The sequence below is a fragment of the Streptomyces sp. NPDC087440 genome (assembly GCF_044744005.1).
In the GTDB taxonomy this organism is placed as follows: domain Bacteria; phylum Actinomycetota; class Actinomycetes; order Streptomycetales; family Streptomycetaceae; genus Streptomyces.
The window spans coordinates 943539-969124 of sequence record NZ_JBIUXN010000001.1 but is presented as its reverse complement, the minus strand read 5'-3'; the positions used below and the strand labels follow the sequence as shown (position 1 = coordinate 969124).

At 72.2% G+C, this 25586-nt stretch carries 23 protein-coding genes; 7 read left to right on the top strand and 16 right to left on the bottom strand.

Annotated elements, in window-relative coordinates; genetic code table 11:
* The first annotated feature begins 27 nt into the window (after positions 1–27).
* The 3 genes from ACIO3O_RS04390 to ACIO3O_RS04380 are packed head-to-tail and all read left to right on the top strand — an operon-like array spanning position 28 to position 1806.
* Positions 28–453, top strand: coding sequence for a hypothetical protein (locus ACIO3O_RS04390; protein ID WP_401741691.1), 426 nt, complete (start codon positions 28–30; stop codon positions 451–453).
* Positions 425–1126, top strand: a complete 702-nt coding sequence (locus tag ACIO3O_RS04385; protein ID WP_401741689.1) for a histone deacetylase — start codon at positions 425–427, stop codon at positions 1124–1126. The genes ACIO3O_RS04390 and ACIO3O_RS04385 overlap by 29 nt, the downstream gene beginning before the upstream one ends.
* Positions 1123–1806 carry an isochorismatase family protein gene (locus ACIO3O_RS04380; RefSeq protein WP_401741687.1) on the top strand — a complete coding sequence of 228 codons (684 nt, stop codon included), beginning with the start codon at positions 1123–1125 and terminating at the stop codon, positions 1804–1806. The genes ACIO3O_RS04385 and ACIO3O_RS04380 overlap by 4 nt, the downstream gene beginning before the upstream one ends.
* On the opposite strand, the gene ACIO3O_RS04375 is transcribed toward ACIO3O_RS04380, so the two are convergent.
* The 10 genes from ACIO3O_RS04375 to ACIO3O_RS04330 all read right to left on the bottom strand — a co-directional run bounded on the left by ACIO3O_RS04375 (position 1784) and on the right by ACIO3O_RS04330 (position 13412).
* Positions 1784–2518 (bottom strand): GAF domain-containing protein, encoded by a 735-nt coding sequence (locus ACIO3O_RS04375; RefSeq protein ID WP_401741685.1) that lies wholly within the window; start codon positions 2516–2518, stop codon positions 1784–1786. The genes ACIO3O_RS04380 and ACIO3O_RS04375 overlap by 23 nt on opposite strands.
* A 5-nt stretch (positions 2519–2523) precedes the next feature.
* The gene (locus tag ACIO3O_RS04370) at positions 2524–3420 is read right to left on the bottom strand and encodes a GAF and ANTAR domain-containing protein (RefSeq protein ID WP_401741684.1); all 897 of its coding nucleotides are present in this window, start codon (positions 3418–3420) and stop codon (positions 2524–2526) included.
* 663 nt (positions 3421–4083) lie between these two features.
* The gene (gene menC, locus ACIO3O_RS04365; protein ID WP_401741682.1) at positions 4084–5184 is read right to left on the bottom strand and encodes an o-succinylbenzoate synthase; all 1101 of its coding nucleotides are present in this window, start codon (positions 5182–5184) and stop codon (positions 4084–4086) included.
* A gap of 54 nt (positions 5185–5238) precedes the next feature.
* Positions 5239–6018, bottom strand: coding sequence for a GNAT family N-acetyltransferase (locus ACIO3O_RS04360; protein ID WP_401741680.1), 780 nt, complete (start codon positions 6016–6018; stop codon positions 5239–5241).
* Positions 6015–7121: a M20 family metallopeptidase gene (locus ACIO3O_RS04355; protein ID WP_401741898.1), complete on the bottom strand. Its 1107-nt coding sequence runs from the start codon at positions 7119–7121 to the stop codon at positions 6015–6017. The genes ACIO3O_RS04360 and ACIO3O_RS04355 overlap by 4 nt, the downstream gene beginning before the upstream one ends.
* A 238-nt stretch (positions 7122–7359) precedes the next feature.
* Complete coding sequence (locus tag ACIO3O_RS04350) at positions 7360–8355, bottom strand: LacI family DNA-binding transcriptional regulator (RefSeq protein ID WP_401741677.1); 996 nt, start codon at positions 8353–8355, stop codon at positions 7360–7362.
* On the bottom strand, positions 8355–10175 hold the full coding sequence (locus ACIO3O_RS04345; protein WP_401741675.1) for a glycoside hydrolase family 36 protein: 1821 nt from the start codon (positions 10173–10175) through the stop codon (positions 8355–8357). The genes ACIO3O_RS04350 and ACIO3O_RS04345 overlap by 1 nt, the downstream gene beginning before the upstream one ends.
* A 2-nt stretch (positions 10176–10177) precedes the next feature.
* The gene (locus tag ACIO3O_RS04340) at positions 10178–11005 is read right to left on the bottom strand and encodes a carbohydrate ABC transporter permease (protein ID WP_401741673.1); all 828 of its coding nucleotides are present in this window, start codon (positions 11003–11005) and stop codon (positions 10178–10180) included.
* 23 nt (positions 11006–11028) lie between these two features.
* Positions 11029–11952, bottom strand: coding sequence for a carbohydrate ABC transporter permease (locus ACIO3O_RS04335; protein ID WP_401741671.1), 924 nt, complete (start codon positions 11950–11952; stop codon positions 11029–11031).
* Positions 11949–13412 carry an ABC transporter substrate-binding protein gene (locus ACIO3O_RS04330; RefSeq protein WP_401741669.1) on the bottom strand — a complete coding sequence of 488 codons (1464 nt, stop codon included), beginning with the start codon at positions 13410–13412 and terminating at the stop codon, positions 11949–11951. The genes ACIO3O_RS04335 and ACIO3O_RS04330 overlap by 4 nt, the downstream gene beginning before the upstream one ends.
* Before the next feature lie 230 nt (positions 13413–13642).
* On the opposite strand from ACIO3O_RS04330, the gene ACIO3O_RS04325 reads away from it, so the two are divergent.
* Positions 13643–15655: a hypothetical protein gene (locus ACIO3O_RS04325; RefSeq protein ID WP_401741667.1), complete on the top strand. Its 2013-nt coding sequence runs from the start codon at positions 13643–13645 to the stop codon at positions 15653–15655.
* A complete protein-coding gene (locus ACIO3O_RS04320) occupies positions 15652–16791 on the top strand; it encodes an aminotransferase class V-fold PLP-dependent enzyme (protein WP_401741666.1) in 1140 nt (379 codons plus the stop codon). Before ACIO3O_RS04325 ends, ACIO3O_RS04320 begins: the two co-directional genes overlap by 4 nt.
* A gap of 24 nt (positions 16792–16815) precedes the next feature.
* Here ACIO3O_RS04320 and ACIO3O_RS04315 read toward each other — a convergent pair whose 3' ends face one another.
* The 6 genes from ACIO3O_RS04315 to ACIO3O_RS04290 form a co-directional block, all read right to left on the bottom strand.
* The gene (locus ACIO3O_RS04315) at positions 16816–18027 is read right to left on the bottom strand and encodes a GNAT family N-acetyltransferase (protein WP_401741664.1); all 1212 of its coding nucleotides are present in this window, start codon (positions 18025–18027) and stop codon (positions 16816–16818) included.
* Positions 18028–18373: 346 nt separating this feature from the next.
* The gene (locus tag ACIO3O_RS04310) at positions 18374–19105 is read right to left on the bottom strand and encodes an aspartate/glutamate racemase family protein (protein WP_401741896.1); all 732 of its coding nucleotides are present in this window, start codon (positions 19103–19105) and stop codon (positions 18374–18376) included.
* 62 nt (positions 19106–19167) lie between these two features.
* The gene (locus ACIO3O_RS04305; RefSeq protein ID WP_401741894.1) at positions 19168–20658 is read right to left on the bottom strand and encodes an NCS1 family nucleobase:cation symporter-1; all 1491 of its coding nucleotides are present in this window, start codon (positions 20656–20658) and stop codon (positions 19168–19170) included.
* A gap of 252 nt (positions 20659–20910) precedes the next feature.
* Positions 20911–21564, bottom strand: a complete 654-nt coding sequence (locus ACIO3O_RS04300) for a GntR family transcriptional regulator (protein ID WP_401741663.1) — start codon at positions 21562–21564, stop codon at positions 20911–20913.
* A 77-nt stretch (positions 21565–21641) separates the two neighbouring features.
* Positions 21642–22511 carry an ABC transporter permease subunit gene (locus ACIO3O_RS04295; protein ID WP_401741660.1) on the bottom strand — a complete coding sequence of 290 codons (870 nt, stop codon included), beginning with the start codon at positions 22509–22511 and terminating at the stop codon, positions 21642–21644.
* Entirely contained in the window at positions 22508–23455 is a 948-nt protein-coding gene (locus ACIO3O_RS04290) for an ABC transporter ATP-binding protein (protein WP_401741659.1), read from the bottom strand. The genes ACIO3O_RS04295 and ACIO3O_RS04290 overlap by 4 nt, the downstream gene beginning before the upstream one ends.
* 196 nt (positions 23456–23651) lie before the next feature.
* On the opposite strand from ACIO3O_RS04290, the gene ACIO3O_RS04285 reads away from it, so the two are divergent.
* A complete protein-coding gene (locus tag ACIO3O_RS04285) occupies positions 23652–24857 on the top strand; it encodes a sensor histidine kinase (RefSeq protein WP_401741657.1) in 1206 nt (401 codons plus the stop codon).
* Positions 24854–25552: a response regulator gene (locus tag ACIO3O_RS04280; protein ID WP_401741655.1), complete on the top strand. Its 699-nt coding sequence runs from the start codon at positions 24854–24856 to the stop codon at positions 25550–25552. The genes ACIO3O_RS04285 and ACIO3O_RS04280 overlap by 4 nt, the downstream gene beginning before the upstream one ends.
* Positions 25553–25586: the final 34 nt, after the last annotated feature.

Sequence of the window (25586 nt, the reverse complement as noted above, 5' to 3'; positions counted from 1 at the left end):
CGGTGGGGGATACGTAGGCTACGCAGCATGGTCCAGGCCGAAGTGCGATACCCAGGAACATGCCCCGAGTGCGGCGCCACCGGCGAGTGGAGCGGCGCACAGATTCTGCCCGACGGCGCCCAACAACTCGGCTGGGACGCGGAGTTCACCTGCCCCACCTGCGGCACCGGCCTCGCCGCCTGCGGCGGACAACCCCCCGAGGGCGCCAGGGAACTCCTGCTCGCGACCGGCGGCGCCGCAACCCTCCTCCTGGCTCCGGACACCAAACCCCCGGCCGCCATGCGCGTCCTGCGCGCCTCGCTCGGGCTCGACCTGACGTCCGTACGACACGTACTGGAGCAGATCCAGCACGGGGAGTACGTATGCACCCTCCCCGAAGCCGAGTTGCTGGCGCGCCGCATGCGGGAGGCGGGCCTGGAGGCGGTTGCCCAGCAAGTCGGGCACGGGGCGTGACGTGGGGGCGGAGAACGCCGGACACGTCTGGTACGTGTCGTACGGGTCCAATACGCACGCGGCACGCCTCAACCGCTACCTCGCCGCGTGCCGGGACACCCGCCCGCCCCTCGCCTCCGCACCCGTCGAGCTGAGCGGAGTGCTGTACTTCGCCACGGAGTCCCTGCTGTGGACCGGCGGTCGCGCCTTCTACGATCCCGGCGCGCCGGGCCAGGTCCGGGCGCGGGCCTACTTGCTGAGCCCCCAGCAGTTCTGCGACGTCGCCGCCCAGGAGATGTACCGGCGGCCGGGGCCCGGCACGGACCTGGACCTGAAGCGGGTCGTGCGCGAGGAACGGGTGGAGCTGGGTCCGGGACGGTACGAGACCCTCGTGTGCGCGGGGATGCGGGAAGGACGCCCGCTGCTCACCTTCACCGCCCCCTGGGGCGTTCACGACGTGCCGTGGAACAGGCCCGCGGCCGCCTACCTCGCCCACCTGTACGCGGGACTCACCGAGACCGGCGCCTGGCCCCCGGCCGACCTCGCCGCCTACCTCGCCGGAGCGCCCGGTGCCGCCGGGCACTGGAGTGCGCGCGAGATCGCGGCGCTTCCGGCGGCCCCGCCCGGTCCGGCCGATCCGCCTCGTCCGGCCGATCCGCCCGGCCCGGCCGATCCGGCAGGATGGACGGCATGATCACTTCCCCCGGACAGGGACCCGCCCCCGACCCCGTTCAGGCCCTGATCGTCGTCGACGTGCAGTCCGCCTTCGTCACCGGCGAGCACGCCGTCCCCCACGCCGGGCGCGTGCTGGACAGTACCGCCGCACTCCTGAAGGCAGCGCGGGACGCGGGCGCACTCGTCGTACACCTGCAGAACGACGGTCCCCCCGGGGCCGACGACGCACCGCACACACCGGGCTGGCAGCTCCATTTCCCTCCCCTGGACGGGGAGTTGGTGCTCCACAAGACGGTCGACGACGGATTCGAGGAGAACCCACTCGCGGAACGGCTGCGGGAGGCGGGCGCCGGGGCCCTGGCCATCTGCGGCGTGCAGTCGGAGATGTGCGTGGGCGCGACCGCACGGGCCGCGCTGGAGAGGGGCTTCCGGGTGGTGATGCCGCACGACGCTCACGCGACGTACGACATTCCGGCCGCGGAGGGCATCAGCGGACCCGTCCCGGCGGCGATGGTGTCCCGGGTGGCGGAGTGGGCGCTGGGCGACGAGGTCGAGGTGGTGGCGGGGGCGGCGGACGTCCGGTTCTCCTCAGACACCGCAGACACTAAAAGCTCCGCAGCCACCGCGAACCCCCCGGACACCGCCCCCAACCCCACCACCCCCAGCCGACCCCCCGTCACTTCACCGGCGGCGGAATGAGGTTGGTGTCGAAGGTCTGGTCGATGATCTGGCGGCTGCATTCCGTGAGCCTCAACTGCCGGTTGCGGGCGTACGACCGGAGCGCCTGGAAGGCGACCTCGGGGGTGGTCTGCCAGCGTTCGGCGAGGATGCCCTTGGCCTGCTCGATGACGATGCGGCTGATCAACGCCCGTTGCAGTTGGGCCTTTTCGGTCTGCTCGTCGTCGAGGTCACGCTGCTGGAGCAGGGCGATGGTGGCGATGTCTGCGAGTGCCTGGGCCAGGGACACGTCCGCCGGGGTGAGCGGCTGGGTGCCCGTGTGGAAGAAGCTGAGCGCGCCGACGGCGCGGTCCCGCCGCCGCAGCGGCACGACGTGGCTGGTGCGGAAGCCGCTCTTGCGGGCGTGGGCGGCGAACGCGGGCCATGCGGTGATGGCCGTGGGGTCGTAGAGGTCGATGTTGATGCGGGGTTGCGTGGTGCGGAAGCACTCCAGGCAGGGGCCCTCGTTCACCTCCAGGACAAAGAGCTCCAGCAGGTGGGTGTTCTCGTCGGAGGCGGCGACCGTCTTCAGGACCTGATCGTGCCCGGCGAGGAGGATGCCCGCCGCGCTGACGTCGAGGAGGTCCACGCAGTGGGTGCACACCTGCTGGAGGAACTCGACCAGGTCGAAGTCGTCGATCAGTGAGTCCGCCACTTCCACGAAGACGGCTGACAGTTGTTGTTCGCGTGACATGCGGATCATTCCCTCGGTGTTTCGGGCGGGTCGTCGGGGTGCGCCCGGGAGGTGGGCGGGTCGTCCGGGTGTGCCCGGGGTGCGGACGGATCGTCGGTGCGCGGGCCGGGCAGGCCGCGGCCCGGCGGCAGGCCCCGGCCCGGCGGCGGGTCGTGAGACAGCCGGATGCGCCGTTTGACGATGTCGTCCGCGACACGGGTGACGGGCTCCCCCAGCCGGTAGGCGTGGGCCCGTACGCGGGCCAGCGCGTCGTCCAGGCACAGACCGAGCTGCACACTGACCATGCCGGTCGCCTGATGGACGACGGCCCGGTGCAGTTCGCCGCTGCACTGGGGGCCGATCCACGCCTCCAGCGGGTCGGCCCCGCCGGTGAGGAGGTGGAAGGTGATGGCGTCCGCCAGGGCGAGCGCGTCCTCCATCTGCTGGCCGCTCATGGGCCCCGGGTTCTCCCGCAGCGCGGTCAGGACGCCGGGTGTGATGCCGCCCAGGCACAGCGGGAGGCAGAACACGGCCCGCACCGGCAGCTCCGCGAGGGCGGGCAGGAGGGTGGGCCAGCGGTCGGGGTCGACGGTGCGGAGGTCGTGCTCCAGGACGGCGCGCCTGGTGCGCAGCGTGTCGTGCTCGGGGCCCTCGCCGAGGGTGAACTGAAGGTCGTCGACGGCCGAACCGGTCCTGCTGGAGGACCAGAGCTGTTCACTGGCGGCCGCGCGCCGGCCAGGAGCGGGGCGCTCCGCCGCCGGGCCGAGCGCCGCGAGGCCGGCGCTGCCGGGCTCGTCCAGGGCGAGCGAGACCGCCAGGTGGTCGACGCCCAGTGCCTCGGTGCAACGGGGTCCCAGGACGTCGGCGGGCCGGTCGTGCAGATCCAGGCGGGCCAGGACCTCTCCCATCCTGTCGCTGATCATGTGCTCCCTCTCTGACGGGGCCTCGGCACGGGGTACGCGCACGTGTTGGGGTACGCCCACGTGTTGGGGTACGCGCACGCGTCGGGGTACGCCCACGCGTCGGGCTGCATCCCTGCTCACGCGGCATCCCGGCACGGCGGCGTCACCCGGCTCCTCGGACGGCGGCGCGGGCAAAGTTCCGGGTACGGAAGCCGGGCCTGCGGAAGGGGGGCCTACGGCTCCCGGACGTACCGAAGGAGGGCCCACGACACTTGTACGTACCGGATGAAGCGGACATCGGACCTCGCCTCCCGGACACTGCGACGCCGCCGCGCGAAGAGCGCGAGGTGGAGGCGTGCGGGTACCCCGGATCGGTGGAACCGTGCACGCGACGCGGTTGCGTCACGTGTCCAACGGACCCGAACCAGGGTCTGGGGACCGGGCGAGGCCGGGGGCTGGGGCATCTGCTCCCAGCATAGGCCCGGGGCCCGGCGCGGACGCCCGGTCACCGGCCGCGCTACCCAACTCGGGCCGAACATCGACGGTTTGACGGCTCGTACGGCCGGTTCCCGCACGGCGGGCGGAGGTTCGGCACGCAGAAGAGCCGCCGCACGGCACCCAGAGGGCACCGCGCGGCGGCTCCGCACACGAGTTCAGACGGGAAACAGACCCCGGCGACCTCCCCTACAGCTTGATCCACTCGCTGGAGGTGGTCACCTCGTCCAGGATGTCGGCGACCGGGTCGACGCCCAGGCCCGGCCCCGTGGGCACGTCCAGGTGGCCGTCCGCCAGCTCGAAGGGGGCGGTGATGTCGGTGGCGAAGTAGCGGCGGGAGCCGGAGGTGTCGCCGGGGAGGGTGAAGCCGGGGAGGGCCGCGAGGGCGACGTTGGCGGCGCGGCCGATGCCGGTCTCCAGCATGCCGCCGCACCAGACGGGGACGCCGTGCGCGACGCACAGGTCGTGGATGGCCTTGGCCTCCAGGTAGCCGCCGACCCGGCCGGGCTTGATGTTGATGATGGAGGCGGCGCCCAGGGTGATCGCGGCCGCCGCGTCCTCGGCGGACTCGATGGACTCGTCGAGGCAGACGGGCGTGGCGAGTTGGCGGGCGAGGGCCGCGTGCTGGACGAGGTCGTCGTCGGCCAGCGGCTGCTCGATCAGGAGCAGGTCGAAGGCGTCCAGCTTGGCGAGGTGGCGGGCGTCGGCGAGGGTGTAGGCGGCGTTCGCGTCGACCTGGAGCAGGAGGTCGTCGCCGAAGCGCTCGCGGACGGCGCGCACCGGGGCCACGTCCCAGCCCGGCTCGATCTTCAGCTTGATGCGGACGTACCCCTCGGCGATGAACCCCTCGACGGCCTCCAGGAGTTCGGGGATCGAGTCCATGATGCCGACGGACACACCGCAGGGCACGCGCTCGCGGTCCGCACCCAGGTAGGAACCGAACGACTGTCCGGTGGCGCGGAGTTGGGCGTCCAGGACGGCCGTCTCCAGCGCCGCCTTGGCCATCTTGTGGCCCTTGAAGGGCTTCAGCGCACGCTTGACCGTGTACGCGTCGGCGGCTTCCGGCAGCGCCGGGATCAGGAAGCGGCGCAGCACGTCCTGTGCCCCGTCGACGTACTCGGAGCAGTAGCGGGGTTCCGACATCGCGACGCACTCGCCCCAGCCCTCGCCCTCCGGCGTGACCACGCGCACGAGCAGGACGTCGCGGTCGTGCTCCACGCCGAAGGAGGTGCGGAAGGGGGCGCGCAGCGGCATGGCGATGCGGCGGAGTTCGATTCCGGTGATGTTCAAGGCAGTTGACTCCGTTTGTCCGTTGATCCGTCAGTCCATCAGTCCGTCGGTCCGTCAGCCCGTTGACGAGAGGGAGGTGGTGCGTTCGACGACGTAACGCGTACGGTCGTGGAGACCCGTGACGCGGGCGCCCTCGGCGAGCAGGCCGCCGAGCACCTCGCGCAGGGCGAGCCGCCAGTCCTTGGCGGCCCCCGGGTCGGTGCGGCGCATGCCTTCGATGTCGGCCGGGACCTCGACCAGGAGGACGGGCGCGTCGAGGTCCCGGCCGACGACGGGACGGCCGTCGCGGTCCGCGAGGGCGGTCACCGCTCCGGCGGGTGCGGTCGCCGCCGGGGCGGGGTGGGCGGCCAGGTCCCAGGAGATCAGGGCGCGGTCCGACTCGTCGCCGTCGTTGATGGCGTCGGCCATCTCCCCGTAGAAGCGGGGCAGGTACTCGACGGGGCGCGCGCCCAGCTTGGTGAGGTTGAAGTAGGCGTTGCGGCGGATCAGCGGATCGTACGTCCAGGTGATGCGGGTCAGTCCGCGGGCCAGGGCCCAGTCCCGCTGGTGGAGCTTGAGGGCGAGGCCCGCGGCGCGGCCGGGCAGGGCGCCGGTGACGTGCGAGTGCAGGACGTCGCCCGCGGGGGCGGCGAAGAAGCCGACGGACGCGCCGATCAGGCGGCCGTTCTCGTAGGCGCCCGCGACGTAGTTCCCGGAGTGGGAGAAGGCGCGCATCAGCTCGGGGTTGACCGGGGAGCCGCCGGGGGGCGAGCCCCAGATCTCCTCGAAGAGGGCTGCCACGGCTTCGAGTTCGTCTATCGCGTGCAGTTCGCGGAGGGTCAGGGGGGTGTTCACCGGGAGGTCTCCGCGTTCTGAACGTGCTGGACGAGGGCCGCCAACAGGCGGGTACGGGGGACGAGTTCGGCGGCGACGACGTGCTCGTGGTCGGCGTGCGCACCGCCGCCGACCGCGCCGAGCCCGTCCAGGGTCGGGCAGCCCACTCCGGCGGTGAAGTTCCCGTCGGACGCCCCGCCGACGGCGGTCGAGGCCAGGTCACCGAGGCCGAGCGCGTGCCCCAACTCCCTTGCCGCTGCGAAGAGTTCGGCGGAGGAGGTCTCCTCCAGCGGGGGCCGGTTGGGGCCGCCGCGCACCTCCACCCCGGCGCCCGGCACGGTCGCCTTCAGGGCCCGCAGGGCGGTGTCCGTCTTCTCCTGCGCGGCGAGCGTCGGGACCCGTACGTCCACGCTGACGGTCGCCGTCGCGGGCACGGTGTTGGTGGTCGAACCGGCGGCGACGACCGTGGGCGTCACGGTGGTGCGCCAGCCGTCGGACTCCCCCGCGTTGATCCCGGCGGCGACCGCGTCCAGCGCGAGGATCAGATGGGCGGCCTCGACGGCCGCGTTGACGCCCTTCTCGGGTTCGAGCCCGGAGTGGGCGGCCCTGCCGTGCGCCACCAGGTCGTACTGCGAGGTGCCCTTGCGGCCGGTCTTCAGTGCTCCGCCGTCGGCCGACGCCTCCAGCACGAAGGTCGCCGCGCACTGGCGCGCGACCTCCTCGATCAGGTCGCGCGAGGCGTCCGAGCCGACTTCCTCGTCGCCGGTGATCAGCACGCAGACGCCGCCCAGGGAAGGCAGCGAGGCCAGTGCGTGGAAGGTCATGACCAGGCCCGCCTTCATGTCGAAGACGCCGGGGCCGCGGACGATGCCGTCGGTGACGGACCAGGGGTGGGTCGTCAGCGAGCCCATCGGCCACACGGTGTCGTGGTGCCCGAGCAGCAGCACGCGCGGGGTGCCGAACGTCCACTTCAGGTGTGTCACACCGTCCACGACGATCCGCTCGGGCTCGGCGCCGAGGTACCGGGCCCCCTGCGCGGCGACGACGTCGGCGCTGCGGGCGACGGCGTCGAGGTCGGTCGAGAAGGACTCGCAGACGACCAGCTCTTCCAGGTCGGCCAGCATGTGCGCGAGTTGACCGCCGTCGGGGGTCGGGGGCAGGTCGTTCGTCGGGTCCGCGTTCACCGTCGGCTCCTCAGGGGCGGCAGGGCATTGCTCATGAGGGTCACGCTAAGCGAGCCGAAGGACGGGGGCTTTGTACGGGACGACCAAGGAATGGCCCCCGCTTGGTCCTCCTGCACAACCCCGGGACGGCCCGCCTCCCCTCTCCCCGACCGGGACGGGCCCCCTCACCCGCACACGGCTACCCCCGCACCGCCCCCGTCGACGCCCGGATCACCAGCTCCGGGTCGAAGAGCAGCTCGCCCGTCGGCACCTCGCGGTTGCTGACCAGGGCCAGGACGCTGCGGCTGACCTCCAGGGCCAGGCGGTCGGCGGGCTGGCGGACCGTGGTGAGTGCCGGGTCGGTGAACTCGGTGATCGAGGTCCCGTCGTACCCGACCACCGAGACGTCGTCGGGTACGGACAGGCCCTGCCGGCGCACCCCCCGGATCGCGCCCAGCGCCATGTAGTCGCTGGCCGCGACGATCGCCGTGGCCCCGGCCGCCACCAGCGAGGCGGCCGCCGCCTGGCCGCCTTCGACGGTGTACGACTGCCGGACCACCCACGCCGAGCCGTCGTCCGCGCCCCGCCGGGCCAGCGCCTCCACGAAGCCCCGCACCCGGCGGTCGGCCGGACGGTTGCCGGAGGGGCCCGACGCCATGCCGATCCGGCGGTGGCCCAGCCGGTACAGGTGGTCGACGGCCAGCTCGGCGGCGAGGGCGTCGTCGGTGGAGAAGACCGGCACCGCGATCCCGTCGGCGAACTCCCCGTTGACGCCCACGTACGGCACCCGGCGCTGGCGCAGCAGCTCGTAGCTGTCGGTGTCGGCGCCCTCCACGGTGTTGGACGCGGACAGGAAGACGACCGCCGCGACCCCCTTGTCGACGAGCGCGGTGAGGAAGTCCAGCTCCTGCACACCGCCGGGGAAGACGGGGCACAGCACGGTCTTCAGCCCTTGCGGGGCGAGCGCCGACTCGATGCGCTCGGCGACGTCCGCGAAGAACGGGTTGGACACGAACTCCGTGACGACGGCGACGAGTTGGCCCTGCGTGGGCCGCTCGTAGCCGAGCTGTGCCATCGCCTGCTCGACGGCTTCGCGCGTCTTGCGGGACACCCCCTGCCGCCGGTTGATGACCCGGCTGACGGTGGCCTCGCTGACCCGTGCGTGGGCTGCGACGTCGGTGATCCCGACCTTCATCACGGTCCTTCCGTAGAGCCCGTACCCCTACAGGAGTGGGTGAGCGTCACCAGACCACCGCGCGGTACGGCCAGCAGGCTCGGCCCCTCCGGCAGGTACGTCAGAGGATCATTCATCATACGACCGTCGGGTCCGTGCACCCGCGCCCGCACCGGCCCGCCCCCGCCGACGACCTCCACCGCGATCCGGTCCCGGTCCGAGCCGTTGACCAGGTGGAAGGTGCGGTGCGCGGCGAGGTCGAGGGTGACCACACGGTCCGCGTGCACGCTCACCAGGCACGCGTCGCCCCGCGCCGCCGTCACCACCGGGTACAGCTCGTCGGGCCGCCCGGGCTCGACCCGCCCGTCCAGCAGCAGGGCCCGGTGCTCGTGCCACCGGGCGAGCCAGAACCGTACGACCGCCATCTGCTCCGGCGGGATCTCGTCCAGCCGCACCGAGATCTGCGGTACGCAGTGCAGTGCGCCGATGAGCTGGCGGGCGACCGCCGCCGGGCTCGCCCCGTGCGACCACATGACCATGTCGGAGTGGACGACCGCGCCGACCGCGAGCAGTGAGGTGTCCAGGGTGCGGACTCGGTTGGCGACCGCGTCGGCGGGACAGTCGAAGGAGCGGAGCATGTTCCCGTACGGCGTCATGCCCGGCCCCGCGTAGGGCTGGCGGAGCTCGATCAGCACGTCGGGGCGGACCTCCTCCAGCTCGCGCCGCAGGTCGGCGAGGAGCGACGCCATGGCGGGGCCGACGTCGCCCGTGCCGTCGGCGGCGTACACGAGGGCCTGGTCCAGGAAGTCGATCTTGAGGCCGTCGAGGTGGTTGTCGCGTACGAGGCGGACGCACGTGTCGATGATGTGCCGCCGCACCTCGGGCAGCCGGGGGTCGAGGACGTACGCGCCCGGGACGGTGGCCGGGGCGGGGGCGCAGGCCGACCAGGCGTCGAAGCAGTCGGCCTCGGGGCCGAGCAGCAGGGGCGCGACCCAGACCAGGTGGGCGAGGCCGTGCGCGTGGACCTTCGCCACGTGGGCGGGCAGGTCGGGGAACTTGGCGGGGTCGGGCTGCCAGTCGCCGCAGCCCGCGTAGCCGCGCCCGTTGCCGTACTGCTGCCAGCCGTCGTCCAGGATGAGCGCGCCGCAGCCGAGTCCGGCGGCCCGTTCCGCCTGGGTCTCCACGGCGGTGTCGGTGACGTCCTGGTTGAAGGCGTACCAGGTGGAGTAGACGGGTCGGCGGGCCGCTTCGGGCACCGGCATGGGCGGGTGGGTGGCGGCGAACCAGCCGCGCAAAGGGCGCAGGGCGGCGGCGACGGAGGGGGCGCGGGGGACGAGGAGGATGCGGTGCGGGTCGGGGGAGGCGGGCATCCGGAGGTGGACGACGTGGGTGTCGTTCTCCTCGGAGACGCCGAAGCGGACGGAGGTCTCGGCGGTCGGCTCGGCGACGGCGAAGGTGAGGAGGGTGGCCCCGGAGTGCTCGTACAGGCACCCGGCGGCGGGCCCGTTGACGAGGCTGACGCGCGAACGGCCCTCCCAGTCGGCGACCAGGGTGCGCCGCCAGGCGGCCTGGGGGTGCCAGTGACCGACGGCGTCGCCGAGGGGCACGGAGAGCCGGACCTCGACGGGCTCGCCGGGCGATCGGATTTCCAACAGGCGCAGTCCGCTGGGGAGTTGGGTGAGGGACCAGCGGGGGTCGGGCGCGAGGACGGCGATCGACACGTCGTCGAGGAGCGGCACGAGGGTGGCGGGGGCCTCGTGCGCGGTGGTGACGGCGACGTCGGAGAGCGCGGGGGTGGAGGGGGTGGTGGCGGAGGGGGTGGGTGCGAGGTCGGAGGGCATGTTCATTCCTTGACGGCCCCTGCGAGGAGGCCGGAGACGAAGTGGCGCTGGAGGGCGAGGAAGACCACGGCCATGGGCACGGCGGCGATCGCGGTACCGGCGAGGATGGCCCCGTAGTCGGTCTCGTCCAGCCCCTGGAGGGAGGCGAGCGCCACCGGGATGGTGAACGCGGTGTCCGAGCGCAGGACGATCAGCGGCCAGACGAAGTCGTTCCACTGGTAGAGGAAGAGGAAGATCGCGAGGGCGGCGAGCGCCGGGCGCATCGGCGGGAGCGCGACGCGCAGGAAGAGGCGGAGTTCGCCGCAGCCGTCGATCCGCCCGGAGTCCAGGAGTTCCTTGGGCAGTCCCGCCATGGACTGGCGCATCAGGAAGATGCCGAAGGGCAGCGCCAGGTTGGGCAGGACGACGGCCTGGTACGTGTTGAGCCAGTGTAGCTCGGCCATCGTGCGGAACAGGGGTACGAGGGTGATCTGGGCCGGGACGATCAGCCCGAGCATCAGCGCCCCGAACAGGATCTCGCGGCCGCGGAAGCGGTAGGTGGCGAAGCCGTATCCGGCGAGGGTGCAGACGGTTCCGGCGAGGAGCGTGTACACGCCGGCGATGCCGAGGGAGTTGAGGACGACGCGCCCGAAGTGGGCTTCGTTCTGGAGGGTGTTGAGGTTGGTGAGGAGGTCGCCGCCGGGGAGCAGGGGCGGCGGGCTGTCGAAGATCTCCTGGGAGCTGTGGGTGGCGGCGACCAGCACCCAGTACAGGGGGATCGCGACGACGGCGAGGCCGATGGCGAGGCCGGAGGTCAGCAGGATGCTGCGGCCGGCCCGACGGTTGTTCACGCTCCGGACGCTCTGACGGTTCGTCACGACTTGTCTCCCAGCAGGCGGAACTGGAGCAGGCCCAGCAGCCCGATCAGTACGGTCAGGGCGTACGCGAGGGCCGAGGCGTAGCCGAAGTCGAAGTAGGAGAAGGCGTTGCGGTAGAGGTAGACGCCGATGGTGAGGGTGGCGTTGTCGGGGCCGCCGCCGGTGAGGACGAACGGCTCGTCGAAGAGCTGGAGGGTGCCGATGGTGGAGAGCACGGTGGTGAGGAGGAGTGCCGGGCGCAGCCCGGGGAGGGTGACGTGGCGGAAGGCGGCCAGGGCGCCCGCTCCGTCGACGGCGGCCGCGTCGTACAGCTCGCCCGGCACGGTCTGGAGCCTGGCCAGCAGGATGACCGCGTTGTAGCCGGTGTAGTGCCAGGTCAGGGCGAGGCCGAGGGAGATCTGCGCCCAGAGGCCGTCGGTGAGCCAGGGCACGGGGTCGAGGCCGAGGCCGCCGAGGAGCCAGTTGACGAGGCCGTACTCCTTGTTGAGGAGGACGGAGAAGGCGATGCCGTACGCGACGAGTCCGGTGACCATCGGCAGGAAGAAGCCGAGCCGGAAGACCGAACGCCCCTTCAGGAGGGAGGAGTTGAGGGCGACGGCGAGGCCGGTGGCGAGGGCGAGCATCAGCGGGACCTGGACGGCGAGGATGACGCCGGTGTTGCCCAGCGCGGTCCAGAAGAGGGGGTCGTCGAGGAGGCGGGCGTAGTTGTCCGCGCCGACGAAGGTGTCCACCCCGGCGACGGTGCGGTGCAGGCTCATCACGAAGGACCAGCCGATGGGGTAGAGCTTGAAGGCCGCGAAGAGCAGGAGCGCGGGCAGGACGAAGAGGTACGGGGCGGCTCGGCCGTACCGCCGGGGGCGGGCCGGGGCCGGTCCCCGGCGCTCGCCCGTCGTCTGCGCCGGTGGGGCGAGGGTGGTCACTTGGCGGCCTTCCGGCCCGTCTGGCGGGCGAGTTCGGCGGCGGCCTCGGCGAGCACCTTGGCGGGTTCGGCGCCCTTGAGGAGCACCTTGGACTGGGCGTCGGTGACCAGCTTGAGGGCGCGGGCGTAGTCGGAGGTGTAATTGACCGCCGGGGAGGGGGCCTTGAGGGCGTTCAGGAAGATCTCGCCCTTGCGCTGGCCGCCGAAGTAGGCCGAGGGCTCGTGGAAGACGTTGTCCTCGTAGGCCTTCATCAGGGCCGGGGCGATGCCCTTGCCCCGGTAGATCTTCACCTGGGAGGCGGGCCGGGTGAGGGCGAACTCGATGAACGCCCAGGCGGCGGCCTGGTGCTGGCTGCTTCCGGCGACGGCGAGGTGGGTGGAGTTGACGGTGGCGGCGGTGGTGCCGCCCCGGCGGACGGCCGGGGGCAGCCGCACCCGCCACTTGCCGGACTCGGCGGGGACCTGCTCCTCGATGATGCCGCCGAACCAGGTGGGGTACGGGACGACCGCGTTGGTGCCCTTCTTCAGGCTGCTCATCAGGGCGTTCCAGCCCCCGGCGAGGTCGCTGACCAGGCCCGCGTCGTTCATGGTCTTGATCAGGGTGAGGGCGCGGACCGCCTCGGGGGAGTCCAGGGTGATGCGGCCTTCGAGGTCGAAGTAGAAGACGCCCTGGAGCTGGAGGAGGGTCTGGAAGAGGTTGGCGGCGTCGGGCTGGGAGGCGGGCTTGTCGATGCCGAGGAGGTGGACGCCGGTCTTGGCCTTGATCTTCTTTCCGGCCTCGATGGTGTCGTCCCAGGTCTGGAGGGCTTCGGCGTCGACGCCCGCCTTCTCGAAGATGTCGGCGCGGTAGTAGAAGCCCGCCGAATTCGCCTCCCAGGGGAGGGCGTTGACCTTCTTGCCGTCGGGGCAGACGGTCTCCCAGAGACCGGCGGCGAAGGCGCCCTTGTGGGCGGTTGCGCCGAGCGGGGCGAGGTCGGCGAGGCCGCCGGGGAAGCGCTCGACGTAACCGGGCAGGTAGTCGACGCCGATGTGCAGGACGTCGGCGAGGCCCTGGCCCCCGGCGGCCATTCCGGCGGTGATCTTGTCCCAGATGGCGGGGTTGCCGATGTCCTGGACAGTGACCTTGACGCCGGGGTGGGTCTTGTTGAACTCCGGTACGAGTTCCTTGAGTTCGGCGGCGGGACCCTGCCAGGACCAGACGGTTATCTCGGCCTTCTCCGGGTCGCCCTTCGAGCCCGAGCCGCTCCCTCCACCGAGGCCGCCCGCCCCGCCCGCCCCGTCGCCGGAGCAGGCGGTCAGGCCGAGGGAGCCGAGGCCGGTGAGCCCGGCGGCCATGGCTCCGCCGCCCAGGCGCAGGACGCGCCGACGTCCCACGTGGCCCTGCTGTGCGGTGCTGTCGTGCGTGTGGCCGTCGGCCATCGTGGCCCTCCCCTGGTTCGCCCGCCGCATGCGGTCGCGCATGCCGTGACGGGTTGCCGTCGTGTGGTGACGGAGCGGGACACTACAAGCGCGCACCGCCGACTTGCAATGCATCACTGAAAACTTTCAGCCTGACCGACGTTCAATCACCGAGAGATCCATTGCAATCCGTCGGGAACGGTTGCTAGCGTGCGGCTGCCCCGGGCCGTCCGCGCCCGGCAGTTCCGGGCCTCCGCCGCCCGGACCCCACCCCGATTCCGGGAGAGAACCCGATGACGCGTTCCCGCATGACGCTGCTGTCCGCCGTCGCGCTGCTCGCCTCGCTCGCCCCGCTCGTCCCCCTCGGCGGCACGCCCGCCACGGCCGCCGAGGGCCGCGCCCCGCAGCCCTCCACCGCCGCCGAGGCAGCTCGCGCGCACCCCCTCACCGTCCAGGACCCCGGGTTCGAACTCGGCACCGGCGGCTGGCAGTTCACCTCCGGAACCGGCACCGCCACCAACAACCCGCACAGCGGGAACCGGCTCGCCTACCTCGACGCGGGCAGCGGCATGCGGGTCTCCCAGACGGTCACGGCGACCGGCCGGGGCGCGTACCTGGTCACCGCGTGGATCGCCACCGGCGGCCCCGGCGGGACGTACACCCTCAAGGTCAACGGCGCGACCGCCGCCGCCCAGCCGCTGCCCGCCGCCGCCAACTACCGCCGCCACACGCTCGGCAGCGTGCGCCTGGCGCCCGGCGACACGCTGGAGATAGCCTTCGGGTCCGGCCAGGGCTGGGTGAACGTCGACGACGTGACGGTCTCCCCCGCCGCGCCCGCCAGGCCCACGGTCACCTCCAGCGACCCCCAGGTCGCCGAGATGTTCGCGTGGGCGACGAAGAAGGCCAACAGCTGGGTCCACCTGCCCGGCACCGAGGGCCCGATCAACGCCGACGAACGCCAGACCGGCGGCACCGGAACGGGCGTCTACGGCCCCTCGTACTGGGCGGGTTACGCCAACCGCAGCGGCTACTACTCCCGCGACATGGCCCACCAGCTCGCGGGCGCCGGCGCGCTGGGCCTGCACGCCGAGAACAAGGCGATGCTGCGCGCCTTCGCCGCCACCGCCACCCCCGAACACCGCTACTACCCGGTGTGGGCCCTCAACTTCGACAACCGCACACCCCTGTCCATCGACTACCGCAACCCGGACCTCTTCGTCCGCGAGGTCCCCGCCGTCTTCGAACTCGTCCAGAAGGCCGAGGAGGCGTACCGCTGGAGCGGCGACCGCTCCTACCTCGACGACCCGGCCCTGTGGGACTTCTACCGGCACGCCACCGAGGAGTTCGTCACCCTGCACGACGGCCAGAAGGACAACGGCCCGCGCGCCAAGGTCGCCGAGGGCACCGGCAAGGGCATCTTCCAGGGCGTCGCCAGCTACAACGAGCAGAGCGACGAACCCCTGGCCGAGTCCGGCGACGCCATCGGCTCGCAGTACCAGGCCTACCTGGCGATGGCGTCCCTGGCCCGCGCGAAGGGCGACCGGAAGACCGCCGCCACCTTCGACCGCAGGGCCCGCGACCTGAAGACGTACTTCAACTCCACCTGGAGCGGCGGGGGTTCGGGCGCGGACATGGTGCGCGGCTACACCACCGACGGGCGTGCGCTGACGGGCTGGGGCAAGGAGAACAGCTGGTTCATGCCGATGAAGCGGATCGTCGCGCCGGGTACGCGCCGCGAGGCGTACCTCGACTACATCGACGCCCAGTCCGAGGGCCCCGACCGCCCCACCAACATCGAGGCGCTCAGCTACCTCCCCGACACCTTCTTCACCAACAACCGCCCCGACACCGCCTGGAAGTGGATGCGGCACGTCTACTCCCAGAAGGACGTCCAGCACGTCAACACCCGCCAGGGCACCAACGGCGACTACCCCGAGGTCTCCTTCTCCCTGATCGGCCAGACGGTGGAGGGCCTGCTGGGCGTCACCCCCGACGCCCCCGCCCGCACCCTCACCACCCAGTCCCGCCTCCCCTCCCAGATGGCCTGGCTGAAGATCGACGCCCTGAGCATCGGTGACTCCTCCTTCACCCTCCGCCACGACACCGCGCGCCGCTCCACCCTCACCCACACCACGGGCACCAGGGCCTACACCTGGGAGGCCCGCTTCCCCGGCAGGCACCGCACGCTTAGGGTCGACGGCATGGTCAAGCCCGCCCGTACCGAAGTGATCGACGGCGTGACGTACAGCAGCGTCCGCACCCGGGTCGCCCCCGGCCGCACGGTGAGCGTCGAGGTCGTCCGGTGACCTCCCCTCCGATATTCCCCGGAGGCGCCGAGCTGTTCCGGCTGGGCACCTCCGTGGCACACCTCAACCACGGTTCCTTCGGCGTGGTGCCGATCCCGGTCGCGGAGGCCCAGCGCCGACTGCTGGACGAGTCCGCCGCCGACCCGGACGCCTTCTTCCTGGGCGCACCGGACCGCATCGCCGAAGCCCGAACCCGTATCGCAACGCACCTCGGAGCCGACCCGACCGGCTCGGCGCTCGTCGCCAACGCCACCGAGGCGGCGAACCTGGCGCTGGACGCGATCGGTCTCGGTTCGGACGACGAGGTGCTGGTCACCGACCACGGCTACGGAACGGTCGTCGCGGCGGCCGCCCGCCGGGCCCGTGTGGTGACCGTGCCCCTGGACCCGCTGCTCCCGGACGAGGACGCGGTGCGCAAGGCCGTCCTGGCCGGGGTCACCCCCCGCACCCGCGTCGCCCTCCTCGACCACATCAGCTCCCCCACCGCACGCATCGTCGCGACCCCCACACTCCTCGCCGACCTGCGGGAACGCGGAATCATCACGGTCGTGGACGGGGCACACGCACCGGGCGCACTGGCCGAACCCCTCGCCGGGGAGCCCGACTTCTGGTTCGGGAACCTGCACAAGTGGGGGTACGCGCCGCCGGGCACCGCCCTGCTGACGGTGGCTCCGCGCTTCCGGGACCGGGTGCCCGCGCCGGTCCCGTCCTGGGAGGACGAGCGGGGCTTCCCGCGCTCGGTGGAGTACCGGGCGACGGTCGACTACACGGGCTGGCTGGCCGCGCCGGAGGGCCTGGACCTGCTCGACCGACTCGGCGCCGCTGCCGTACGCCGCCACAACAGCGCACTGGCCGCGTACGGGGCGGAGCTGCTGGCCCGCCTCCCGGGCCTGACGCCCCTGCCGTACGACGACCGCCTCCCGATGCGTGCGCTGCGGCTGCCGCCGGGCCTGGCCAGGACGCCGGAGGAGTCGGTCGCGCTGCGCGAGGAGATCGCGGGACGGCTGGGCTTCCGGGTGCTGATCTGGCCCTGGCCGGGCGGGGGCGGCATCCGGGTCAGCGGGCAGATCTACAACACGCCCGAGGAGTACGAACGACTGGCGACGGCACTGGCAGTCCTGCTGGACGGCCGCTGACCCGGCTCCCCCCCCCCGGCCCCCTCAGAACCAGTGCAGGCAGTGCGGGGCGCGCTCGGTGCGGAAGAGGGCGTCGGCGCGGTCGGCCGCGTCCGGGCGGTGGGCCTGGACGCGGCCGGCGCGTACGAGCGTGCTCGGAGTGGTGCCGCCGAGGTAGACCGACCCGAGATCGCTCACGTCCAGCGACAGATCGGGCGCACGGTCGGTCGCCTCGCACACGGCCTTGCCGTCCCGGACGGTCAGCAGCCACCGGCCGCGCTCGCCGAGGAACGGGTCGTCGACGTCGAGCACCAGCTCACCGTCCGCGAACCACCCGCGCGCGGTCAGCGCGCGCGGAACGTCCAGCACCCGCACCCACAGCCAGTCGGAGTCCTTGCTGACCTCGCTCGCGCGGTAGTCCGTGAGCTGCCAGCGCAGCGGGTGCTCGGGCGGGAAGTGCTTGAACACGACGTCGCCGACCAGGTCGTGGCCGAGCAGGAACCGGGCGAGGTCGGTGACGACGCCGTCCTCGACGGCAACGACCTCGTCGACCGTCAGCGTGTCCCGGTCGGTCATCGCATAACTGGCGTACCCGTCCGGCGTGCCGTCGGCGTCGCGGTGGACGGCGAGGTAGCGCGGCGTCTCGGCGACCGGGGGCTGCCCCGCGCCCTTCGCCCACCAGTGGTGGGGTCGGGAAACGGCACCGGGCGTCGCCCGGCGGCACCGGTCGTACACCTCTTCCAGAATCTCGACGCAGTCGGCCCGCCGCAGCACGTCGACCGAGCCGGTCACGGGTGTGTCCTGACTCCCCCGGGGCGGGGTGAAGGCCGCCTTCTGCCGCGTCACCGTCAGCCACCGCGAGTGGGTCGCGGGGCCGTAGCCGAACCTGCGGTAGATCACGGCTTCGCTGGCCAGCAGTACGGAGAGGTACTCGCCACGGTCGCGCACCGCTTCGAGCTGATGCCGCATCAGGGCGGTGAGCACGCCCTGGCGCCGGTGCGAGGGGAGGACGCCGACGCCGCTCACCCCGGCGACCGGGACGATGACGTCGCCGGGCAGGGTCAGCTCGAAGGAGTACGCGCCGGCGGTGCCGACGGGCCGCCCGTCCTCCGCCTCGGCAAACAGACACCGGTCCATCTCAAACGCCGCCCAGAGTGGGCGCCCCCCGCCCCAGGTCTCCGGAAACCGCCCGAACGCGGTGAGGAACGTGTCGACGAAGAGGTCGTGGTCCTGGGCGGTGGCGGAACGGATCTTCATCGGTACGGGGCCTCCGGGGCGGAAGGTGGGCGGGGGTGACGCGGTGCACAGTGCAGCGCCCAACAGGGCTGGGGGTCAACCGTATTAGGGTGCGGGGGAGGCCGGGGGCCCGCGAGGGGGATGGTGCCCGGAGGGCATCCATCAGGGGCGCGGGGAACTGCGCGACCAGCCACAACACACCCGCACACGACCGGCCACCCGCAGCCCCCAACCCCCCACCCACCCGCACACAACCGTGCAACTGCCCCGCGGGTTTAGGTGAAGGGGCGGGGCTGGGGACCCCTTGCCCCGGCGGGGCGAGCCCGAACCCCCCTCCACCGCCCCGGGCCGGACCCCGGAAACCCCCCTACCCCACGACCACCCCCGGCGGCCACGCCGCAAACCTCTTCGCCCGCGGCGCCGCAAACGTCCGCACCTTCGACGTCCGCAACCCCAACCTCACCAACGCCTCCGCAATCGTGACCGCCGCCGCGACCCCGTCCACCACCGGCACCCCCGTCCGCGCCACCACCCGCTCCGTGAGCCCCGCCATCCCCCCGCACCCCAGGCAGATGACCTCCGCCCGGTCCACCTCCACCGCCGCGACGGCCTCCGCCACGATGGCCTCGACAGCCGCGTCCGCATCGCTCTCCAGGTCCAGCACGGCCACCCCGCTCGCCCGCACCGACGCACACCGTGCCGAAAGCCCCGCCAGCGCCAGCCGGTCCTCGATCAGCGGGACCGCCCGGTCCAGGGTCGTCACCACCGAGTAACTCCGGCCCAGGAACTGGGCGGTCGAGGCCGCCGCCTCGGTGATGTCGACGACCGGAACATCCAAGAGCTCCTGAAGCCCCTCCCTCCCGTGCTCCCCGTACCCCGCCTGGATCACCGCGTCGTACGGGCCGGAGTAGGCCCGTACCGCCTCCATCACGGCAATCGCCGCCAGGTGGCTCTCGTAGTTGCCCTCCACCGACTCCGCCCCGAATGCGGGCGTGAGCGGCACGATCTCGGTGCCCGGCGCGGCGGCGGCCATGGCCTGCGCTCCGATGCTCCGGGTCATGGACTCGGTGGTGTTGACGTTGACGACCAGCAACCGCATGGAAGTTTCCACTTCTTCAAAAGGAGAGCCGAAAGGAGATCCGAAAGGAAAGAAAGAGGGATTCACGCGCTCGGCACCGCGATGGCCTCCCCGTCCGCATCGACCAACTCCGCGGACCGCCCACCCCGCCGCCCCGGCTGGACGACGTACAGCACCCCCGCCAGCACCGTCCCGATAAACCAGGAGAAGCCCGAGATCCCCGAGAAGTACGGGACAAAGGCGACGACCACGGCGATCGCGGCCGTCGGAACGAGGGCGATCACCGCGCGCGGGTTGACGCCGCCCCGGTAGGCGTACGTGCCCGCCGGGTCCTCCGTGTACAGGTCCGGCACGTTGATCCGGGTCCGGCGGACCAGCCAGTAGTCGGCCATGACGATGCCGAACACCGGCCCGAGCAGCGCCCCGAGCCCGCCGAGGAAGTACTCCACGACGACCGGGCTGTTGTAGAGGTTCCACGGCAGGATGACCAGCCCCAGCACGGCGCTCACGATCCCCGCCCGCCGGAAGTTCAGCTTCTGCGGGAAGAGGTTGACCAGGGTGTAGACGGGGGCGACGAAGTTCGCCATCAGATTCACCGCGACCGTCAGCAGAATCAGCGCCAACGACGCCAGTACCAGCAGAAGGGTGCTGGGAATGGCCTGGACGATGTCCGCCGGGCTGGCGATGACCTTCCCGTTGAGCTCGAACTGCGCACCGCTCAGCACCACCACGATCCCGGCGAAGAAGAGCATGTTGACCGGGATGCCGATGAGGTTCCCGGCCAGCACCGAGCGGTTGCTCTTCGCGGAGCGCGTGAAGTCGCAGAAGTTGAGGACGAAGGTGCCGTAGATGACGACCCAGAGGGCGGCCGCCTCCAGGATGTGCACCAAGCGGTCGGCGCCCGTGTACGGGTTCCCGGCGTGCACGGCGATCGTCCAGTCCGCCTTGGCGAACATCCACACCGCGAGCGCCAGCATCGTGATGAGCACGGCGGGCGCGGCCACCGCGATGTACTTCCGGATGACGTCCATCCCGTAACTGACGATCAGTACCTGGACGACCCACAGGATCAGGAACGACAGCCAGCCCAGCGCCGACAGCCCGAGGAAGGCGCTGCCCTCCCACCCCTTCAGCCCCGGTATCAACGTCACCAGCAACGCGGAGAGCACCGACGACGCGAGGTACGTCTGGATGCCGAACCAGGCGATCGCGACCCCGCCCCGGATGACGGCGGGCAGCTGTGCACCCCTGATCCCGAACGAGATGCGGCTCATCACCGGGAACGGCACCCCGGTCTTGGACCCCATGTAGCCGGACAGGCTGAGCAGGACGAAGAGGAAGACCGAGGCCAGGACGAAGGCCACCAGGATGTCCCACACGCTCATCCCGAGGGCGAACAGACCGATCGCGAAGGCGTAGTTGCCGAGGCTGTGCACGTCGTTGGCCCACAGGGTGAAGACGTTGTAGCCGCCCCAGCTGCGGCCCGCCTTCTTCGTCGGGGCGAGGTCGGGACTGTAGAGGCGGGGGCTGGTGCCCGGGGGCGCGTCACTCGGTCCCTGACCACCGGAGCGCACCGCTCCGTCTGCCGTGTGCAATGCGTCCTGAGCTGTGGTCACACCAGCCACCCTTCTCAGCGATTTCGGTATACGAAACCGAGGTACCGAAGCAAGTGACGGGGACGCTACGGCCGTCTTCCTGGGCCAGTCAAGAGATTCACGCGAAGAAATGGGATACCAAATCAAACACCGACTCCCACCCGAGGGCAGGAAATAGGGCGAGCCGCCACCCGCCGACCCGCCCTGACCGAGACCTCCGCCTGTGACGCCCTACTCCTCCTTCGCCCCCCGCAGGTGCGCCGCCGCCGAATTCCGCCCGGACTCCAGGTGCTTGGCGATGAGCTCCTCCACGCGCGGCACGTCCCGCGCCGCGATCGCGTCGTACAGCCCCTCGTGCTCGCGCGCCACGTCCAGCAGGTCGTCGTGCCGCACCTGGAGCCAGCGCAGGCGGCTGCGCAAGGTGCCCTCCAACTCGCTGAGCAGGTCGTTCGCGGCGAGGGAGGTCGCCGTCTGGTGGAAGTCGGCCGCCGCCCGCCGGGCCTGGACCGCGTCCCCGCGCCGTGCCGCCTCGAACTCCGCGTCCAGGTCGGCACGCAGCTTCGCGAGTCCTTCGCGGGTACGTCGCTGCGCCGCCAGCCGGAAGGTCAACGTGTCCAGCGCGGACCGTACTTCGTCGATGTCGGCGATGTCGGTCGGGGTGAACTCCCGCACCACCGCCCAGGTGCGCGGCCTGGGCGTCACCAGCCCCTCGTTGACCAGCGCCTTGAGCGCGTCCCTGATCGGCAGTCGGCTCACCCCGAGTTCGGCGGCGAGCTCGCGCTCGACGAGCTTGCTGCCGGGCGGGCGCACACCGTCGAGGATGTCGTCGCGCAACTGCCGGGTGACCCGATCCGACTCGGGCTCAAAGCCTTCTGAACCTGCCATGCGGCACATCTTCTCATCAGGCGGTTGTCGCTTCGTACGAACGCTCGACCCCACCCTGCCCCCGACAGGGAGCGCGCTCACACGTCCCGACGCCGTACGACGACCACCGCGAGGGCGACGGCGACCAGCGGCCAGAGCACGTACGCGATCCAGGAACCCGGCACGGACCCCAGGGGCACGAGGCTGTCCGGCGACGGCCCCCACGTCTGCACCAGGCGCTTCCACGACGCGAACAGCGTCGCCTGGTGCAGGGGCGCGGACCAGGACGCACCCGGCGAGATGAGCAGCGGCACCAGCATCAGCAGGAAGGCCCCGGCGAGCACGGTCGCCGCCGTGTGCCGGATCAGCACCCCGAGCCCCAGCCCGACCAGCGCGCACGCGGGTGCCAGCAGCGCGGACGCCACCAGCCCCCGCAACACCCCCGGCTCCGTGATCCCGACCCCCACGCCCCGCGTGTCGAGCACCGCCTGCGACGCCAGGAAGCAGCCCAGCGAGATCACGGCGCCGACCGCCGTCCACAGCGCGGCGGTGACGACCGCCTTGGCCAGCACCACGGAACCGCGCGCGGGGACGACCACGGTCAGGGTGCGGACGAGCCCGCTGCCGTACTCACTGACGACGGTGAGGGCCCCGAGGGTGGCCGCGACCAGCATCAGCGTCATGTGGCCAGGTGGCGGAAAAGCCGTGAAGGGCAGGTACTCGAAGGGTTCGCGCGCGTCCAGATAGCCGGCGGGCACGTCGGAGAGGCTGCGTACGTAGACGAGCGCCGACAGGGCGGCCGACCCGACGACGAACAGGGCGACGCAGCCGATCGTCCAGGGGGTGGACCGCAGGGACCGCATCCGGATCCACTCGGCGGCGAGCAGGTCGCCGAAGCGGACGGGCGGCTCCGGCCCCCGGTCCGCACAGTCAACGGTGGTGGTCGCAAGAGGGGTGGGAGTGTTCATCGGGCACGTCCTGCCAGGTATTCCACGCTGTCGGCGGTCAGTTCCATGAAGGCCTCCTCCAACGAGGCGGTACGGGTGGTCAGTTCGGTCAGGGCGATGCGTCGGTCCAGGGCCAGTGCTCCGATACGGTCCGCGGGCAGACCGGTGACGACCAGGCGCCCCGCGCCCGCCGAACCCTCCGGGCTCCCCGCCCCGGCCGCACCCTCCTGCGCCACCGACGCCCCGGCGGCGGTCAGCACCGCCGCCAGTTCGGCGGCCCGCGAGGTCCCGACCACCACCCCGAGCCCGGCGCCCCGGGCGGCGAACTCCCGGAGCGGTTCGGCGGCGATGAGCCTGCCCCGGCCGATGACGACGAGGTCGTCGGCGGTGTTCTCCATCTCCGACATCAGGTGGCTGGAGAGGAAGACGGTGCGGCCCTCGGCGGCCAGCCGCCGGAAGAGGTGCCGCATCCAGAGCACGCCCTCGGGGTCCATGCCGTTGACCGGCTCGTCGAACATGAGCACCGGCGGATCACCGAGCAGCGCGGTCGCCACCCCCAGCCGCTGCTTCATGCCGAGGGAGAACCCGCCGATGCGGCGGCCCGCCGCGTCCGCGAGCCCCACCTCGTCCAGCACCTCCGCCACCCGGCGGGCCGGGAGCCCGTTGCTGCGGGCGATGGCGGCGAGGTGGGTGCGGGCGCTGCGGCCGCCGTGCACCTGGTGGGCGTCCAGCAGCGCCCCGACGTGCCGCAGGCCGCGTGCGTGGCTGCGGAAGGGGACACCGCCGACGGCGGTGCTGCCACCGGTGGGGGTCTCCAGGCCGAGGATCATGCGCAGGGTGGTGGTCTTGCCCGCTCCGTTGGGGCCGAGGAATCCGGTGACCCGGCCGGGCCTGACGGTGAAGGACAGGTGGTCGACGGCGGTGGTGTCGCCGTAGCGCTTGGTGAGTTCGTTGACTTCGATCACGTGACCCACGGTGCCGGGACACGGCGTCCGGTTCATGGTGCCGGGGACGGACATGTGCGCGGCCCGTTCGTCCCCCGGATGTACATCCCCGGGCCGACGCCCGGCGGGGACGGTCCGGCTACTCTCCCCGCATGACCGTCATACCGCCGCCCACCTGCGCATCTTCGCCCTCCGCCCGCCGTCCGGCAGGCCTCCGTTGAGGGGCGCCGAACAGCCCTCGCGCGCCACCGCACGCAGCGCACCCCTGACCGCCACGCGCCCCGTCGCCTGGATCGGGTTCGCCCTGTACGTCCTCGCGATCGGCCTCCTGGTCGGCGGCGGCGCAGGCGCTTCCCGTACGGTGCAGGGCCTCGCGGCGCTGGGAGCGGCGCCCCTGCTCGTCGGGGTGGTGCGTCGGTCGCCGCCGTGGGCCCTGGCCCTGACGCTCCTCGGGGCGAGCGTCGTCGTCGCCGGGGCCCCGCGCCCGGTCGGCACCGGCCCGGCCGTCCCGTACAACGGCGCACTCCTGTCGTACCTGGCGGCCGACGTCGTCCTGGGCCTCCTCGTGGCGACCTGCGCCCGCCGCCGGACCGCGCCGGTGGCCGTGGCCTCGGCCCTGGTCGTACAGCTCCTCGTGGTCGGCGGCTTCGTCGGCGGGTCGGGCCTGGTCGTGCACGCCGTGATCGCCTTCCTGGCGCTGTCCGCGTGCTGCACGGCCGGTCTGCTGGTCCGGGAGCGTCGCGAGCACGCGGTGGCGCTGCGCACCCAGGAGGTCGCCGAGGCCGTGACGGCCGAACGGCTGCGCATCGCACGGGAGTTGCACGACATGGTCGCGCACAGCATCGGCATCATCGCCATCCAGGCGGGTGCGGGCAGCCAGGTCGTCCGGTCGCGCCCCGAGGCCGCCGAGGAGGCCCTGCGGACCATCGAGACGACCAGCCGGGACACGCTCGCCGGGTTGCGCCGCACCCTGCTGGCGCTCCGCCGGGCCGATCCGACGGCCCCTTCGTCGCGGCATGCGACCCCGGGGCTCGCGGACCTCGCACAGTTGGTGACGGCGACCGCAGACGCAGGGGTACGGGTCGACCTGCACCGCACCGGGGAACCCCGGCCGCTCCCCGCCGACCTGGACCTTTCCGCCTACCGTATCGTTCAGGAGGCGTTGACCAACGTGGTCCGCCATGCGGGCACCGGGGACTGCCGGGTGACCGTGGACCACGGGGACGGGGAGCTGACGGTGGAGGTCGTCGACGACGGGCGCGGCGGCACGGGCGGCCCCGGTGCGCCGCACGGCTTCGGGCTCGTCGGGATGCGCGAGCGGGTCGCCCTGCTGAACGGGCGACTGGAGGCCGGGCCGCGACCCGAGGGCGGATTCCGGGTAACTGCCGTGCTCCCGCTGCCTGTTGGGGCGGACGCCCGATGACCGTACACACCGCCGAGTCCGCCGGGCCCACTCCCGCCTCCGTACGCATCGTCCTCGCCGACGACCAGCCCCTGGTGCGGTCCGGTCTGCGTCTGGTGATGGCCGAGCACGTCGGCCTTGAGGTGGTCGGCGAGGCCGCGACCGGGGCCGAAGCGGTGCGCCTGACCAGCGAGTTGAGCCCGGACGTTGTCGTGATGGACATCCGGATGCCCGGCATGGACGGCATCGAGGCCACCCGTCTGATCACCGCCGGTCCGACGACCGCCCGGGTGCTCGTCCTGACCACCTTCGACGAGGACGAGCACGTGTACGGGGCCCTGCGGGCCGGTGCGAGCGGCTTCGTGGTCAAGGACATGGCGCTGAACGACATCCTCGCGGCGATCCGCGTCGTCGCCGCCGGTGACGCACTGATCGCGCCGGGCGTGACCCGCCGCCTGATCGCGGACTTCGCCGCCCGGACAGAACCCGCTCGGCGCGCCCCGCGCCCGCCGGACGGCCTCACCGGGCGCGAACGCGAGGTGCTCACCCTGGTCGGGCTCGGCCGGTCGAACACGGAGATCGCGGAGGAGCTCTTCATCTCGGTCACCACCGCCAAGACGCACGTCTCCCGCCTCTTCACCAAGCTGGACGCCCGCGACCGGGTCCAACTGGTGATCACCGCATACGAGTTGGGGCTCGTCACCGCACCCGACTGAGCACACCCGACGGGGCGCGCACAACTCTTCATGA